The following is a 17,693-nucleotide window of genomic DNA, read 5'->3' on the forward strand; positions in this document are numbered from 1 at the left end:
AACGAAAATACCAACGGCTTGATCAGAGAGTATCTGCCTAAAGGCTGTGACTTTAGACAAGTCTCTGATAATGAAATACAGGACATTGAGAACAAACTAAACAACAGACCAAGAAAACGCTTAGGGTTTAAGACGCCTATGCAGGCGTTCTATAATATTAATTAGCGTTGCACTTGGTGTGTTAATCTAAGTAACAATAATAATTCAAGGAAAATAATAATGGCTAACGAAGATATCAATAATAAAATGACGGCTATAAATGAATTTGTGCAAGGTAGCCCGTTGCCTTATAGCGAGCTTGATGCGTCGCATATCAATGCCGCTTATCCTGAGCAGAAATTAGAGATTCGAGGCGGCGGCTACGGCTCAGATGCAGCGGCGCATCCAACCAATGCCAAGCAATTTTATGCCCTGACCGACCGTGGTCCTAATGCCGACTTTGACGGAATTGCCGGTAAAGGTAAGCAGTTTCTTGTGCCAAATTATACGCCGTCTATTGGGTTGTTTGAATTGCAAGCTGACAGCAAAATTATCAAAGTAAAAGAAATAATTCTAAAAGATAGCAATGGCAATCCTATCTCAGGACTACCAAACCCCAAGGCTTTTGGCGGCACCAATGAAGTACCTTATGATGTCAATGGTCAACCGATGACAGTCAACCCGCAATTGCCTTTTGATGCGGTAAGTAATCCGATCAAAACTGATATCAATGGTTTAGACCCTGAAGGACTCGCAGCGCTGCAAGATGGCAGCTTTTGGGTCAGCGATGAGTACGGTCCGCACCTTGTGCATTACGATGCCAATGGCGTAGAGATTGCGCGTATCAATGCGTTTGCCAATGATGAGCGTAATAATGTGATGGTTGATGCTAAGCCAATCTTGTTACCGACGGAATTTAGCAAACGTCGTGCCAATCGTGGCATGGAGGCGTTAACCATTACGCCTGACCAAACGACGCTGGTCGGTATCATGGAGTCCTCTATGGACAATCCCGATAAGTCAGGGCGACTCTCTAGTTTGGTACGTATGGTAACGATTAACTTAGTTTCAGGACAAATAGCGCAGTATTTATATCGATTGGATAACGCAGCGCATGTGACCTCTGGCATTGTGGCGCTTAATGACCATGAGTTTTATCTCATTGAGCATGATCGCAAATTCCCGCTCCAAGATAAGTCAGCACAAAAACTCATTTATAAAATTAATATCGCGCAAGCAACAGATATTGCAACCATTGCAAATGATAAAAGTGTTAAACAGAATGATAGACTGGGTTTGACAGTGAATGGGCAAACGCTTGAGCAGCTGATTGCAGAAGACGAAGAAAACTGGCAGACCCTTGAAAACTTAAACATCACGCCTGTTAAAAAAACCTTGGTCGTCGATGTGCTGGCGAGCTTAGATTACCCACATGATAAGCTTGAGGGCTTATGGTTAAGACAAGATGGTTCATTGGGTCTACTCAATGATGATGATTTTGCGATGACAGATACCGATATAATCAATCCAAAAAGTAGCGTCGAGCAAAAGTATCTCGATAAAGAAAAAACCATTGAAGATGCCAATCGCTTATATATTGTTATGCCGACTGAATAGAGTAGATTGGTTTTTTTATCAATACTTATCGTATTACAGCCAATAAAAAGACCTCGCATTAGCGAAGTCTTTTTTATTAATAACGTATAAAAAAGTTTTAAATTACTTTAGAGAAGCGGTTTTTATGTTTTTTCTCAAGATACTCATCGAACACCATAGCGACATTACGCCCTAATAGACGACCTTTTGGCAGGACGCGAATACCAGCGGCATCCATGTCAATCAAGCGGTCCTCTTGCATCGCGCCCAATTGCTGAATTTCATCGATAAAGTAAGTAATAGCATCGATACCAAATTTCTGATTAACGTCTCTAAAGTCGATATAGTCGTGACAAAGTAAATTCATAATCACGTATTCACGCAGACGATCTTTAATCGAGGTTTTAATCACATTGACCGCTGGCATGATCGCTGGATTATCACGCGCCGCATCGATATTTTCTTTATATACCTGCAAATCCGTATGGTTTTGCAAAATATAGCTGCTATTGGCGTTAGAGATTTGGCTGATTGACGACACGCCAAAGCCTAATAAATCGCAATCGCCCATGATGGTATAACCCTGAAAATTACGATGTAATTTGCCTTCGCGCTGGGCGATAGCAAGCTCATCGTCAGGTTTGGCAAAATGGTCGATACCGATATATTGATAACCGGCCTCGCTCAAGGTATTGATGGTATTACCGAGCATGGTAAGCTTCTCAGCTGGCGTCGGTAAATCTGCCTCTCTGATTTGGCGTTGCGATTTAAAGCGCTCAGGCAAATGAGCGTAATTGAATACCGATAAACGATCGGGTGACATCTCAATAACACGGCGTACGGTCTTGTCTAGAGTCGTTGGCGTTTGATGCGGTAAGCCGTAAATCAAATCGACGTTGGTAGAATGGAAGCCCAATCTACGCGCTTCAGCAAGCACATTCTCAATCAGTTCAGCAGAGTTGATACGGTTGACGGCGATTTGTACTTTTTCGTCTAAGTCTTGTACGCCTAGACTGACACGGTTAAAACCAAGGTTACGCAGTACCGTTAGTGTCTCGTCGCCAAGCTCACGCGGATCGATTTCAATAGAGTAATCGCCTTGGTCTTCTGGCAAAAATTCAAACTGGGTCTGCAAAAATTCCCAAAGTTTTATCAACTCATTATCTTGTAGAAAGGTTGGCGTACCGCCACCGAAATGCAGCTGCTTGACCAGTGGATTTTTACGATCGGCTGGCGTTTTTAATAGGCTACGTTTGTGCTTGATTTCCGCCATTAAATATTCTAAATAATCGCCAGCGTCGCTGTTCTTTTTGGTGATTATTTTATTACAAGCACAGTAGTAGCAAAGGTGACGACAAAACGGAATATGGAAATACAGCGATAAGGGCGCATCGGCTTCGCGCTCTTGCAAAATCTTAGTCTCCAGCCCCTCAGGCATCGGTGAAAATTCTAACGCGGTCGGGTAGGAGGTATAACGCGGCCCAGATCGATTGTATTTATTGATAATCTCTTCATCGAATGCTGGTAGCTGTTTGCTGGTAATGCTGCCACGGGTACTGGCATAGGGATTGGGCATCTCAACCACAGGGCGTGCAGTCGTAGGCTGCTCGTCGGCATGAGCGAAAGATCTTTGGTCGCTATTGATATCGGCTGGTTCTGACATGCGAGATTCCTCGGTTTAACTGTATAAATCGCCACTTAAGTAATAAGTAGTATAACAAATCAATAGTCATAGTGGCATGGACGGTAAGTTTTCGTATATACCCATAAAGTTGTATTGCTATCTACAATAAAAAAAGACTTCAGGATTACCCTAAAGTCTTTTTTATTATAATCAATAATTTAGCTAGAACTATTCTCTCAATTTAATCACTTCACCAACCGCTTGTTTGGATATTTCGCTCTTACTAAATGGCAGACGAATCCACTCTTTATCTGAATAACGGCGCGTCTGATCACGATGATAAGGGCGCGTCGTATCTCCTGCTTGTGAGTAGGCAAGCAGCGCCTCTACAACAGGACCTTTACTATCAAAGGTCACTGACTGCATATAGGTTGGGCCATTGGTCACTGGACCATAAGTGCCATCGCTGTTTTGACTTGAGCTTGCGACATTGAAGACGCCTTCACCACCAAAACCACCATGCATAGGAATCTTTTCATTGTTCTTGCCTGCATCAATAACGAACTGCAAGCTTCCTAATGGCGCATCAAGCGCAATAGTTCTATCATTAAAATATTTGATTGAGTCGCCAAGCGCAGTACGTGTCTTATCATTGATGATTAAGTCACGAGGGGTGTTAATGGGATCTGCCTTATTAAATGGAACACCAAAACCTGCATAATCACTCACACCAAGATTGGTCCAAAACTTTCTAAAGACATGAGCGCCTTTACTATCGAGATTATCGCGGCGATCCCAATTGCTTAGTACGTTACAAGCTTGGGTTGCGTCAATGCTGCCACCGTCTTTTAAAGGCAATAGAGGGTTAGCGGTACAATCTGCTAAGACATCATCGAGCACTAATTCGGCTGCATAACTGCGGTTGCCATAGACGACTTGTTGTAGCTTATCTAAATCAAAATTATGGCCACCAAGTCCATCTTTATTGCTCAGTCTATCTAATACTTGGGTAAATGCCATTCTGGTACGTAAAGATAGCGGTGCCGCGTCTTCAGAAAGCGGTAACAAATCACGTCTTAATAATGGGGAGAATCCAGTTAATGGTTGTTCTGCATTACTGAGCCAATAACTATCGTTTGAATTTAGGACATAATCATCACGAATTAAAAACGGTAATTTTGAGCCGCCAAAGATACCCGCTTGAGGAGAATCGGCGTCCGTATCCCACTCACAGGCAGCCGTACTACCATTAAGTGCAGGTAAGTCTGCGGCAATCAAAAGAGGAAGAGCAGCTCCAGCGTCAGCACTACAAGCTACTAACTTTTCTCTAGTGACATTAGGTACCGTTGAGATATCGGCGTAAAGCGCTTTACCGTTACGGTCAGTAGCAATGGTATTGACAAACCCTAGGCCTAGAATTTTTTGCATTCTATCGACGAGATCTCCAACGCTAGTGGCCATATTCATACTGCGCCACTGATTGAGGGCTCTTGGGTTCTCAGAGGCAGCATCACGGATAGTATAAACAACGTTATTAGCATCACCCCATGCTGGTAAGCGAGGATCAAGCAGTTTTGCATTGAGTATTGGCCCATAATGTGAAACATAGATGTTCCGAGTTATTGTTTGATTGTTTGGCATCTTAACAATGACTGGAACCGTTTCAATATCACGTTGTTCAACCTTACCGTCGCTGTTGACATAATTGTATTTAAAAGGACTACCGTTGACTAGACTAAGCTGATAAAGGGTAAAGCGCTTAGCAGTCGATACCGTATGGCTCCAAGCCACGTCTTTATTAAAGCCGATGTTGATAAAAGGTTGACCTTGCTGAGCGGAACCCATCACATCAAGCTTACCTGGTATTGTTGTATGAAATTCATAAAAACGCTGAACGCCTTCCCATGGTTCATGTGGATTTCCATACATTACGCCACTATCAGTACCTGTTACCTTACTACCAAAGGCATAAGCATTACTACCGCCATCTAATACGTTGATAGTTGTCATATCGAATTTTTCATCCGACTCTGCTATAGGTTCAGGGCTACTCATTCTAGAGCTTCCCATGACGATACCTGACGCTGGAGGAGCTACTTGTGCGATTTGTTTGACGAAGTTAGAGAGTCCACCGCGTAAATTGGCTTTGCCATATAGAGCCAACATATCGTCAATATTGATTTCGCGAACCCATTCAGCGCCTGCACAGGCAGGGTCTTCAATATTTTTGACCCCTTTGTCATGCAAATAGCGATTGTAGCCAGCGGCATAGCCTTTGACCGCATCAATCACTTCAGGGTCTTGAGCCCCTAGAAAACCCGATCGTCGTTCAGGAGAGTTATACCAAGTGTAGAAAACATCGCTATTCTCATTACCCTCAGCACCCAGATAGCGCATACTCTCACCCTTAGCGATTACGATTTCACGTGCTAAGGAGCAGATATTGTCTTCGGCAAAAGCATACCCGACGCCATAACCCAGACCTTTATAATTTTTAGCAGTGATGTGCGGGATACCAAACTCAGTGCGCTGGATATCCGCCGCATAAGTACTATCACCAGTGCCGTCGTCTATATTGCCGTTAAAATTGTCGTTATCCGAACAGCCAAACAGTCCCAGAGAGACTGCCATCGTCAATAGCGTGAGTGTGCGTACACGCCGATTAAGCACATTAATGCTCATAAGCTTACCCATCCATGGTTAATTACGATTTTATAAAGCGCTAACGAAAATCACCGCCAAGCTTTATATGTCAATAAAATCCTTTTATTGCCATGCTTTTATCTGTCTTATTTTCTATTTTTTTGAATGAAATAATAAATAAGAAAAATTAAAAACATTTATCAATCATATAACACTTTTAAATATCTATGCTAGCGAATAAATCGCAGAATTTAGGCGCTGATATTTTGCTTAGTAGTAGTCAGAAATGAGTTTTATCTATTAAAAAATAGGCTAGAAATAATAAGGTTTAAACGGATTGATAAAAATAGAACACGACATTTGCGCGCTGATTGATAATGCTCTATTATCGATTAATCTTTATAGTAGGAAACGCTGATGTCGTTCGCCCAAGTCTATACGCGTTCAGTCGTCGGACTGCACGCGCCGCAGGTCATTATCGAGGTGCATTTATCACAAGGCTTGCCAGCGCTGACCATTGTCGGCTTGCCTGCCGCTGCTGTGCGCGAAAGTAAAGACAGGGTGCGCTCGGCGATTTTGAATTCGGGCTTTCAATTCCCTAATCGGCGTTTGACGATTAATCTAGCACCGGCAGACTTGCCAAAAGATGGTGCAAGATTGGATTTGCCAATAGCCATCGGTATTTTGGCCGCCAGTGGACAGCTTGAGCCAGAAACGTTATCAGGGTTTGAGTTTATCGGCGAGCTTGCACTCAATGGCGAGTTGCGGCAAGTGAGTGGTAGCTTGGCGGTTGCTCGAGCGATGAAAGCAGAGTCGTTAGTGGTAAATTCTACCAAACCTTCTACAAAATCTGATGAACAAGAATCGCGCCAGTTACGGCAATTAATAGTACCGATTGATAATGGCGCGGAAGCCAGCCGTGTCGAGGGGGTGACGATATTAGCGGCGCAAAACTTAAAGGCAGTCTGTAATCATTTGCAGTCGCTCACAGATTCTAGCCTTATAGATGAGCGCTTAGAAGTCGTGCAAGCAACCGCTGCGCAGAGTAAAGTTGCTTATAAAGTTGATTTGGCGGATGTTAAAGGTCAGCATCATGCTAGGCGGGCGTTAGAAATCGCCGCCGCTGGTGGCCATTCGATACTGTTTACCGGACCGCCGGGTTCTGGCAAGACGTTGATGGCATCACGGCTACCCACTATCTTGCCAGACTTGAGTGATGAAGACGCATTAGAAGTTGCCAGCACCTATTCAGTGGCAGATAGCGACTATGATTATGGTACGCGGCCATTCAGGCAAGTTCATCACACCATATCTGCAGTGGCGTTGGTTGGTGGTGGTTCTCGTCCCAAACCTGGCGAGATCACCCTTGCTAACAAGGGAATTTTATTTTTAGATGAATTACCAGAGTTCGATCGTACGGTGTTAGAAGTATTGCGTCAGCCGTTAGAGGCCAAGCAAATAACCATTAGCCGTGCCAACTCGCAGCTTACTTTCCCCGCAAACTTTCAACTGGTAGCAGCGATGAATCCTTGCCCGTGTGGCTATGATGGTGACGGCTCAGGGCGATGCCGCTGACAACTACAAAAATAATCGATAACTATAAATATAAGTGATAAAACCAAATATAAATGATAATATCTAGAGTCCTCTAAAGAAGAGAATAAGGACTCAATGTGAAGCTAACATTCAAGGATAGTCATTTTGAAACAGGTAGCCTTTATAGGCTGGAAACAATTAGAAAAATTCTCAAAGACGAATTGTTCAAGTTCCTTACAGTTAATTTTATACAATTACAAGATGGTCGTCAGTTAAGTGAATTTAAGAAATTATCTAAGAAAAAAGATTATGATACTTATTTTGACTTTATGGGTTATGACCTCTCCGCAAGATCAATTATTTTAGATATAGAAATTGAACATCTATATATCTTATCATCAGGCTCTATCTGGAAGGCTACCAGTTCAAGAACGATCAAGAAGGTTTTTGAACCTAAGAAAGCTGAAACTATTGAGCTAGGTAGTGAAAGAGAAGATATCAGCTATAGAAAAATGATAGATAAGTTGGGAGATGCTTCACAATTTAAATTTCTTAAAAATAACCTTAATTTATCTTTACTGTGCATACCTGACTCTACTTTTAGAGACAGGCCTGTTACAGTCCTAATCCCACATTCTGAAATCGTTAGACATTACTTTGCAGCTTCTAAATACTTTATTCGTCGTTTATTCAGTGAAGACTTAATTGCTGAATTAGCCACATTGGTAGGAAGTGTAGAAGACAATAAGGATGTATGTTCAATAAAACTAAATAGTAGGCATTTTCTTGATAGTGATGTTCCATTCTTAGCAAGAGCTTTACTGGACGATGATGCTATGAGTGCAATACGAGAAGTTCATAGTCACGCTTATAGGTATTTAAAGAAGTCAAAAGTCGATGGATACTATGATGGTATTACTGAACTACCTTTAACAACGAACCTACCTTTTTCTGATGGAACAAAGCTCGAAGTCATAGGTCACTATGTAAGCAAAGAAGATAGTGTTGATAAATATTTCTTAATTCGAAAAATACAAACCTGTCATCATTCTTGGCCATTTAATAAGTTAGAGATTATTAGTGCAGAGACTTTCCCAGATCGTGATAGGGAAGAATATGAGATCAGAATACCAAAAGAACAAAGTTCAGTTGAGCAAGAGGGCATAGAGTTGATGATTGATAGTCCTCCTAACGCAGAAGAGATTGAATTAAAAATTGACGTTCATCAAGAAGGACGCTTTCCGTTTCTCGATGAGTTACCAGTAGAGAAGAAACGAGAGAAAGGAAATAATGAAGAGTTGATCTATAACGCTGTTGGTATTAAACAACTAGAACAGATTCAAGAAGCTTATGATACAAGTCAAGGGTCTTTAGGAGAAGAGAACTATAGACAAAACAATACAACTAATCCTGTTCAGCTTGAGCTTAACAGGGATGAAACTGAAATTAAGTCGTTCACTGACATTTCTAAGACATTCTATGAAATTGAGCTAGAACGGGACGACTGGCGAATTGAAGCATTGCCTACAAATAGAATAAACTCTGCTGAACCCTATGGTGAATTCTCTTTTAAAGCAACCAAATGGTCTATGATCTCTTCTAGGAACAGAAAAGGGTTATTATTGAAAATAGAAGTCATAGATGACACAGAAGCTCTTACAGATGAAGTAGATAATTTTCCTGTATATTGCTTGGATATTGAACCCAAGGAAGACAGAACATATGGTTTATACTTATTTGCTAGACCTAAGTATGCATTAAGCATAAGTGAGACTGAATTAGAAGAAATTATCGACAAAATAAGTAAGAACAAAGGTAAAGGTATCGGAAAAATTTTAAAATCCAAATTCGAAGTTGTCGAGAGATTGAATCATACTAGCGTAAACGAATCCATCAAAGATAGGATCGTTAGTAAAATATATGGCATGACTAACAGCTTCTAATAATTTATAATAAATTTACAATTGTCCATGAGTATGAATAATGAGTAACTACATCGCTTTATTTTTCATATTCCCTATGCTAATGATCCCGATTGCAACACTATGGCTTTGCTTCAAACCTAAGTGGTTGCAGTCTACCAATTGGTTGCCAAGCAATCGAATATTGTTAATCCTATATGCTGCCGTAGCTTGGATTGTAAGCATGTTGATAATAATTATGCTATACGATTGGGATCATCAAACGACAATTACTGAACAATTAGTAGCGGGTTTAGGGTGCTTAGTATTTGGTTTTGGATTCATATTAATGTTTAAAAAGCAGTTAGTTACGGAGAAGTGAGTTATGAAAAAAATTATTAGTTATTCAGTATCTATTGCCATATTAATTGCAGCCTCTCCTGCATATGCAGGTGGCGTAGTATGCGCCGATTTTGGTAGCCAAGCTGAAGCTCAAGCTTATTTCGATGCGAAAAAAGCAGGATACAAACGCTTGGATCGTGACAAAGATGGTGTAGCTTGCGAAGCACTTCGGTAAATAACAATGCGAAAAATTGACGAAAAATTTCTAATGGCGGTAACTACATTTACTGTTGCCGCTTTAGTCGGATACTTTGTACTTGGTCTCATAGCAAGAAGACATATCTCTAATGTGAACAGTAGCATTGGAGCTATAGAGCAAGCGCCTATAATAGTTATAAATACAATACAAAGTTACTGGTGGTTTGGGTACTTGATACTACTAGGCATGTTAACTTTAAAATGGTTCATTAAACGAGTCATGAATTAAGATTAAGTCTTTGTATAGCCTATAATCTATAAGAACCCCTCTTAACTTGTTCAACTCAATTCGGTTAACAATGGACATGTATTTACTCGAATATGAATAAAGCATGAAAGGAAAAGCTTAAAGTGGAACTAAACTCTATAGACGTATTACCACAACATACAGAAGAAGCTAACTATACTTTAGACATTCAGTTTTATGATGAAGAGGATGAGTGTTATAAAGTGAAGATATGGACGCCAAATACATCTAGTAATCATGATTTTGTAAAAGCTCTTTGGCTGAATGAAGCTCGTCAACTAAACAAACTTAAAACTGCCAACAATGCCAGTAAATATATTGAAATCATACATGATTATTTTGTTAAAGACGGCAGTTTTTATTTAGTTTATAAGAGTAACCATTCTTATAAAAGTCTACATGAAGTTATAAAAACAAAAGTTAGGCTATCGTTTTTAAATTCTAATAAGCATTGGCTACATACGGATAATCTGTCGAAACCAGTTAATAGAGTGTACTTTTGGAAAAATATATTAAGATTAGTCAACGGTCTTGAAATTCTACATAATCATGGAATTATCCATAGAAATATAAATATGCATAGCATCATATACGACGGAAGTGATGATTATGAAAATGATGAAAAATTTATACTAGCTGGCTTTGAAAAATCACTAGACTTTAACAAACCTAAATGGGTTGAAATTGACAAGGATAAGAACGTCATTTACACCACCCATCAAGATTGGCACGATCTTTCTAATTTTATTTTAGAAATTTTAGGTGTTGAAGATGTTCAACTTAGTACTTCAAAGCTTTCCAACAAAGAAAAGAAGGTTATTAGAGAGCTTCATAAAGGAGTTTCACAAAGAGAAGTTCATAAAGGCGTCTTGTCAGTTAGCAGTCTAAAACTACTAATTGAAAGTTGTATAGATTCACATTCAGTAATTGTAGAAAAAAGAGATAGTCCACTTCACATATCTATCGCTAAATCATCTACAGAGAAAGTATTTGAGAGTGTTAGAGATTTATTAAGTATTCCAAGGGCTTCAATTGAAGAAATTAAAAATATACTAGAAGAAGATTTAGATATCTATCCCTTTAAAATCTACAACAATACTAGAAATAATTCAGATAGTAATCGTATTGTGTACTTGCTTCAAGGTAGGCAATTTACATATAAGATTAGAGAGTTTAAAGATGATAAATACCCGTTTAAAAGTATGATGGTTTTAGAGGATATTGTTAATAGTCATGAAGGGTTAGCTTCAAGACTTGCTAAAAATAACAGTGAAAAAGTGTATAGAAGTCTAAAGTACATCAATAGCCCGTATAATTTAGAACCTAAGTATAGAAGCGAAGAAAACTCATGGAATGAAGTATTAGAGAAACTAAAGAAACAAATTGTGTATAAGAGTTATGAGCTTGAATGTTTACAAGGTTTGCTAATGTCTATTGCGGTTGAGCAAAGCCTGATGAGTATTCAAAAATACAGAGTACGATTAAATCAAGTGGATAGAGCGTTCATTAAAAAAAACCATAAATTTTTTAACGATACTAATAAATTATACTTTTTCGTGAGTTTAGTAGATTCAGATAACAAGATTAATAACAACCTATCAAAAGCAATTGGATATAGAAGGGCTTCTGATAGATTTATTAAGTCGTTTAAAGAAGAAGGCAATGTCGGTGACAACTGGATTGCTATGCTTGACCAAAATGTTAAAAATAATATTATTGATGACTTTATAAGTTTGCAATTTCATACAAAAGTAGGGAAACAATACATATTTGCTGAATCCGAAGAAAACAAGAATAAACATCAGATATATGAAAATCAAATTTTTTTGTTGTATCCTTCGGATATAACAGGTACTGATTTTCAAATTGAAAGACGAATACAAGTATTTAGAAACTTGCTAAAAAATATGCCACTAACGAAAAGTCTTTCTCGCCCATCTGATTCATTGCACGTTACATCACGAACATATGATATAGATTACATTATTAGTTTATTTGATGAGTCTAAAAAACAAATATTCAAGCCTTTAATTTCAACTTATCCAAATTATTTTATTGAAGGTCCTCCAGGGGTCGGCAAAACGTTCTTAATAACAAATTATGTAAATCATATAGTTTCTCAGGAGGATAGTGCTAAGATTTTATTATCTGCACAAGCCCATGCAACTGTGGATCTACTTCATAAAAATACTTTGAAAGCATTACAAAAGCTTGATTTACTTAAAGATATGGTGATTATTTCAGATTTTAAAGACGAAAATGAGTTGCAGATCAAAAAAACTAACAAAATTACAGGTGTTAAAACTCTAGATGAAAATAGCGAAAAGATTAGCAAAAAGCACGAAGTCATTAAGCCTTTTTTAGATGACTTTCAAAAAAGTCCACTTTTCAAAAAATATTATAAAGAAACTGGAATTTCAGACAGACTTAAGGTTTTTTCGAATAACGCTGAATATGGATTTTTTAACGCTATTATAAAGGCTGCTAATTTGGTATTTACCACTTCTAATTCAGCCTTAATGGCATCTTTAGTTAATAATGAAGTAAGCTTTGATGTGTCAATTATGGAAGAAAGTGCTAAAGCGTCAGGAATAGAGATGGTTGGAGCTATGCTGATTGCAAATAAGCGAGTTATGATAGGTGACTCTAGACAGTTACCGGCATTTTCAGAAGGTGTCATTGAATCAATTCTACAAAATGCATTTTATGAAGATGTAAAAATTATTTTGAATCAACTCAATGATACAAATCTCAATAATCATGAACTTGATCAGCTAGGTATGAATCCTAAAGACGCCGATGATTCAGATAATCAACAATATTCCAATGAGCTACTTGGAAACCTCCAACGTTACTTTCCCCTTTTTAAAAGCCTATGTGAAGATGCTCGTGATGCGTCGAAATATTATAATTTTGGAGGCATGTTAAATATTCAGCATAGAATGCATCCTGACATATGTAACATTATTTCGAAAACTGTCTATGATGATGAATTAATCACAGATTCAGATAGAGTCAATGAATCTAAACAAAACCACTTCGTATTTGATGAACAACAAATAAGACTTGAGGGACTAAATAAAGAAAATGCTGTTATTTGGGTAGATATTCCAGATATTAAAACACATTCCACTCTAAGACCTCTTGAAAATATGAACCAAAACATGAAAGAGGTTGAAATTATTCATGAATTGGAAAAAGCTATAAGACATGTTGGTGAAGAAGCGTATTCTCTCAAGGTACTCTCTCCTTACTCTAAACAAGTAAAAAAACTAAATCATGAAATTAAAGAAGGTATTGCCCATACAGTAGATTCCTTTCAAGGAAATGAAGCAGATGTAGTTATTATTAGTTTAGTTAGACATAACGTCAATCCCACAATAAGGCAGGCTCTTGGATTCTTGGTTGAAATGAGACGTATGAATGTTCTTCTAAGTCGTGCTAAGCATAAGTTAATCATAGTTGGATGTTTTGGTCTGTTTAAAACGTGGCTCGATGATGAAAAAGATAAAAGAAAAAAGAGCCATGGTGTTTTATCAGAAGATAATTTCAAATTTTTAGATAAGTTTGTAGCACTCCTTGATCCAGATTATTTAACAATGTTAGACAATTCTTGTAGCGTCTCAGATAAAAATTTTAAAAATATTAATTTTGTATCAGCTAAAAAGTATGTTGGATTGTAATATGAAAAAAATTCAAGAAGATAGTATTCCTAAGTATATACAGGTTTCAATTCCTTTCTTATATAATAAATTTTTGTTCGATATCACAAAGAAACGTGGCTGGTCTATTCTAGACTTTTTAATTATTAAGGAGCTTAACAAGCGTACTTTGACGCATAAAGAGATAAATGAGTTATTGAACCTAAATCCAAGAATTACATTACAAGTATTACTCCCTATGTGCGATGTCGGTTGGATTAGCATCGAAAAAGGTAACAATGAATTTATTTTTGCTATCTCTCATAGAGGAAAAGAGGTTTATGAATCTACTAAAAGCAAGTTTGAGCTACCATATACTGAATCGAATTATAAATCTCAAAGAGAAATTTTTCTTGATATAAATGGTAATTATCATAACTTTTATAATACAAATAATGTACTAATGCCTAAAGCTGCTTATTCGAATTACAAACATCGAAACGATAAGCAAGTTATTGAACTAAAATATGAATACTCATATGTAACTATTGAAGCTGAAGCTGAGTCGCTGATCAAAGCAGCTACGAACGAGGGTGAAATTATTGAGGGATATACGGCAATAGATTCAAACTATTTTAGTGGATTTAAATATTTAATAGTTGATCTGGAGTTAACAGAAAGAAATGGTTATAAAATTATAGATAATGTACTTGCTCAACAACTTGGTTCTAAGCTCAAAAATAAAGTGGAAAACGTAAGTTTTGAGCAAGAAGTAATTGAAATTGATTCGAAGAAGGCATTTAAACAGAAAAATCCTGAGTATATTATCGATCGTAAGAATGCCGATTTAGTATACGGTGGTCAGGATAATAAAACTAAGCTACTAGAGCTTATAGATGAATCAAGTACCTTTTTAGTCATACACTCAACCTTCATAAGAACGGGATGTGTTTATAACGAAAAGACTAAAGAGTTTACTGATATCTTTAAATCTATAAAGACAGCTCTACTTAGAGGGGTGGATGTTTATATCTTATGGGGAAAAACAGAACGTGAGGAAGATGATTCAGGCTTCGAAAAATCCCGAGCAGAAGACTTAGGAATAGAGCGGACACTTAAGTTATTTAATACTAAATTACACGAGGTAGGAATTACTGAACAGGTCAATTTCAACAGTTTTACTCGGACTGAATCGCACGCTAAGTTTGTTATATCTGATCATGCAACTAAGGGTTATTGTTCCATGATTACTTCATGTAATTTCTTTTATACTGCTTTTAATACATTTGAAACCTCTGCTGTTATTTACGACAATCAGTTTACTTCTAAGCTATTAAGAATAGCGTCGAGTATTAGTACTGGTAGAAGCGTGATGATGAGTGATACCTCAAGGGAACTGGAGTCACTTGCTAATATGGTAATGGAGCAAATAGAAAGGACTAAAGTTCTAAAAGGTGAAGATAAGCTAACAATAAAATTAGTAAAAAAGCAGGAACATTATGATTATATAAGCAGTGCTAAAAATCTTGCTACCAAAAGAATATATGTAGTTAGTGATTTTATCAGCGACATCGCTCATCGACCTATTTTTGACAACTTAGCACCACTTAAAATTAAACAAAAATTTTGTTATTACAAAAAAACTAGACATATGAGCGATGCTGAATTAGAACAGAAAGCTAGAGACCTATCGTCACTACATTATCCTATACAACTTAAAAAAATCAGTGGGAGAAGTCATAAAGCGAAAAGCCATGCTAAATTTATCGCATGGGATGATGACGATATCTTATTGACAAGCTTAAATTGGTTATCTGCTAACGCTCTTGAAGAAAAAGGAGGAGAATACCACGAGCTTGGACTACATATTCAAGGTTTAAATGTTGCTGAAGAGCTATTAAACAAGTTTTTGCCAGTGGCTAAAAACTGAGAATAAATGGCATATAGACAGTCGGTAATTATCCCAACCATAAGACACTTATCAAATAGAAGATTTGCTTATTAGTTCAACTCTAAGTCCAATGTCTTTTGAAGCCAAAAGGGATAGTCGAGATGTGGAGAGTATACAAACCGTTTAGTGACTCCAAACCTCTTGCATACTCTAATGAAGCTTATAGGCCAGTCTTTCATGATATAATATGAGAATATAAGGCCAATTTTTCTTATATTGACAGGTAGATGTTCAGGCTCCGAGTGACGAGCTACTTTTATTCTACTTTCAATATATTCAGAATCGAAACCATGTTCGTTGACGATATATTCAAACATATCTATTCCTTTTTTACTGCATAGAATGAATGACATGATCCGTTTGAGACCGTCATAGTATATGTGTGAGTAGTTGAAAGTTAAGTTACCTATACTACCGTGCCCTTCAACTAATAATTTAAAGTGTTCTCTATTAGCTTCTAGTTCATAATAACTAGGCTTTATTCGTGGGGCTTCTCTTAAATCAAAAGAACACTGATTACACTTCAAGTAATCAAGTGGCTCAAAGGACATACTATCAATCTTCTTGTAGCGAAATAAGTCTATTGGTGAGTTGCAGTTAGGGCAGTTATCTAAAAAGCATATGTCATGAATGTGGCAACTAGTAAGAAATCCTAAACGCCAATAGGCTCTAAAGTAAGGTACTTTGTCTGAAGCAATACAAGCTGGACAGTACTGTAAGCTGTTCTTTTTCCCTCTTTGGTGGACGCCAATCTGTAATAACCATTTTACCTGTTTAGACTCATTTAAATGAGGGTAAAAGTGTTCGCACTTTAAAGATAATAAGTGTTTGAGTAATTTTTCTTCCTTCATTTCAACAGTATTCAGAAGTGATTGAATACTTTTCTGCGAAAGCTGAACATCGATATCTGACTTCCAAATATCAGTATTTTGAAAAATGATAGTGGATAGCTGTGATGGCTTCATGTTGAAATATAATGCATTACGAACCAACCAAGACCTTATAAGCTCATTCTTGTACATTGGAAGCAATTGCAATTGATAGGATAGCTCTAGACCCTGATACTTTGTTTTCATCTTAGTTGGTTAAGCAAGTTACGTCTGCTTGAAGGTGGCAGTAGCTTTAATGATTCAAATGTCTCTTGATTAATACAAGGTTGGTCATTCTTGATAGAAAATATAGCTAACTGCCTTAACACTTGGAACGCTTCACCAATCAGACCTTCACTTAAATAATGGATTTGATCAAGGTATGGCTTTTTATAGAGGTAAGAAGCTTCTGGTAGTACTAAGCTTTGTTCGATGGATGCAATGAGTCGAGCAAAGTTTTTCTTATCGTCAGATGTATTTATTTTCCAGCGTTGCAGTACTTCTACTTGAAATCGATTAGCCAATTGAGTATCTACTTGTATAGCGTGAAAAGCATCTTCGATACCAGCGCCAACAATAGGAATTTGAAGCGTATTGCTCAGATCCTTTATAGCGTTAAGAAAGTTTCTTTGAGCGTTATATGAGCCTGCAATGACATGCTGAATTTCATCAATAATTAGCATTCTTGTCTTTCGCTTCTTTAGCACTCTAATAACTCTTTCTCTTTTAACGCTAGCACTCTCATTTTTTACATATGGAGTGCAAAGCTCTTGTAGTAGACGAATGTAGAAGCTGTTTTCATCAGGCTTTGAAGGTGCTGAAACCATGACGACAGGTTCTAGTATCAATGCTGTATCTTCATCAATATCGACCTGATAGCGCTTCATAAAATGCTTTAGTATTTTGGTCTTACCGTTGTTAGAATCACCAATAATCAACAAATTAGGCATTCTATCAGTTTTTGGATAGCACATTAGGTCTTCTAAGGATTCAAGTATCTCTTTGGCTCTCGGATAGCCAATCCATCTATCTGTATTAGCATAAAGGATTTTCTGATCATTTGGTGCATCTATTAAGCTGCGAGCTTTCTCAGATAGGTGTTCCAT

At 37.6% G+C, this 17,693-nt stretch carries 10 protein-coding genes and 1 pseudogene; 7 read left to right on the top strand and 4 right to left on the bottom strand.

Annotated elements, in window-relative coordinates; translation table 11 throughout:
• Nucleotides 1-165: transposase (locus A7325_RS13905; protein WP_413771789.1), on the top strand; the 165-nt coding region annotated here is incomplete at its 5' end.
• 54 nt (nucleotides 166-219) lie between these two features.
• On the top strand, nucleotides 220-1,596 hold the full coding sequence (locus A7325_RS02475) for an esterase-like activity of phytase family protein (RefSeq protein ID WP_068404322.1): 1,377 nt from the start codon (nucleotides 220-222) through the stop codon (nucleotides 1,594-1,596).
• Nucleotides 1,597-1,693: 97 nt separating this feature from the next.
• On the opposite strand, the gene hemN is transcribed toward A7325_RS02475, so the two are convergent.
• A complete protein-coding gene (gene hemN / locus A7325_RS02480) occupies nucleotides 1,694-3,238 on the bottom strand; it encodes an oxygen-independent coproporphyrinogen III oxidase (RefSeq protein WP_068404324.1) in 1,545 nt (514 codons plus the stop codon).
• Nucleotides 3,239-3,427: 189 nt separating this feature from the next.
• Entirely contained in the window at nucleotides 3,428-5,881 is a 2,454-nt protein-coding gene (locus tag A7325_RS02485) for a penicillin acylase family protein (RefSeq protein WP_068404392.1), read from the bottom strand.
• Nucleotides 5,882-6,259: 378 nt separating this feature from the next.
• Between A7325_RS02485 and A7325_RS02490 the strand changes: the two are divergent.
• From A7325_RS02490 to A7325_RS02520, 5 genes and pseudogenes are all read left to right on the top strand, one after another.
• Nucleotides 6,260-7,414 (top strand): annotated as a pseudogene (locus A7325_RS02490) (YifB family Mg chelatase-like AAA ATPase); the annotation flags it as partial.
• 101 nt (nucleotides 7,415-7,515) lie between these two features.
• On the top strand, nucleotides 7,516-9,321 hold the full coding sequence (locus A7325_RS02495; RefSeq protein WP_068404325.1) for a hypothetical protein: 1,806 nt from the start codon (nucleotides 7,516-7,518) through the stop codon (nucleotides 9,319-9,321).
• Nucleotides 9,322-9,664: 343 nt separating this feature from the next.
• Nucleotides 9,665-9,856: an excalibur calcium-binding domain-containing protein gene (locus tag A7325_RS02505; RefSeq protein ID WP_068404329.1), complete on the top strand. Its 192-nt coding sequence runs from the start codon at nucleotides 9,665-9,667 to the stop codon at nucleotides 9,854-9,856.
• A 374-nt stretch (nucleotides 9,857-10,230) separates the two neighbouring features.
• Complete coding sequence (locus A7325_RS02515; protein ID WP_068404333.1) at nucleotides 10,231-13,809, top strand: AAA domain-containing protein; 3,579 nt, start codon at nucleotides 10,231-10,233, stop codon at nucleotides 13,807-13,809.
• Between the two features lies 1 nt (nucleotide 13,810).
• Nucleotides 13,811-15,697 carry a phospholipase D-like domain-containing protein gene (locus A7325_RS02520; RefSeq protein ID WP_197488859.1) on the top strand — a complete coding sequence of 629 codons (1,887 nt, stop codon included), beginning with the start codon at nucleotides 13,811-13,813 and terminating at the stop codon, nucleotides 15,695-15,697.
• Between the two features lie 71 nt (nucleotides 15,698-15,768).
• On the opposite strand, the gene A7325_RS14210 is transcribed toward A7325_RS02520, so the two are convergent.
• Nucleotides 15,769-16,794 (bottom strand): TniQ family protein, encoded by a 1,026-nt coding sequence (locus A7325_RS14210; protein WP_068404337.1) that lies wholly within the window; start codon nucleotides 16,792-16,794, stop codon nucleotides 15,769-15,771.
• A complete protein-coding gene (locus tag A7325_RS02530; RefSeq protein ID WP_068404339.1) occupies nucleotides 16,791-17,693 on the bottom strand; it encodes a TniB family NTP-binding protein in 903 nt (300 codons plus the stop codon). The genes A7325_RS14210 and A7325_RS02530 overlap by 4 nt, the downstream gene beginning before the upstream one ends.

The organism is Psychrobacter sp. SHUES1 (genome assembly GCF_001652315.1).
Taxonomy (GTDB): Bacteria; Pseudomonadota; Gammaproteobacteria; order Pseudomonadales; family Moraxellaceae; genus Psychrobacter; species Psychrobacter faecalis.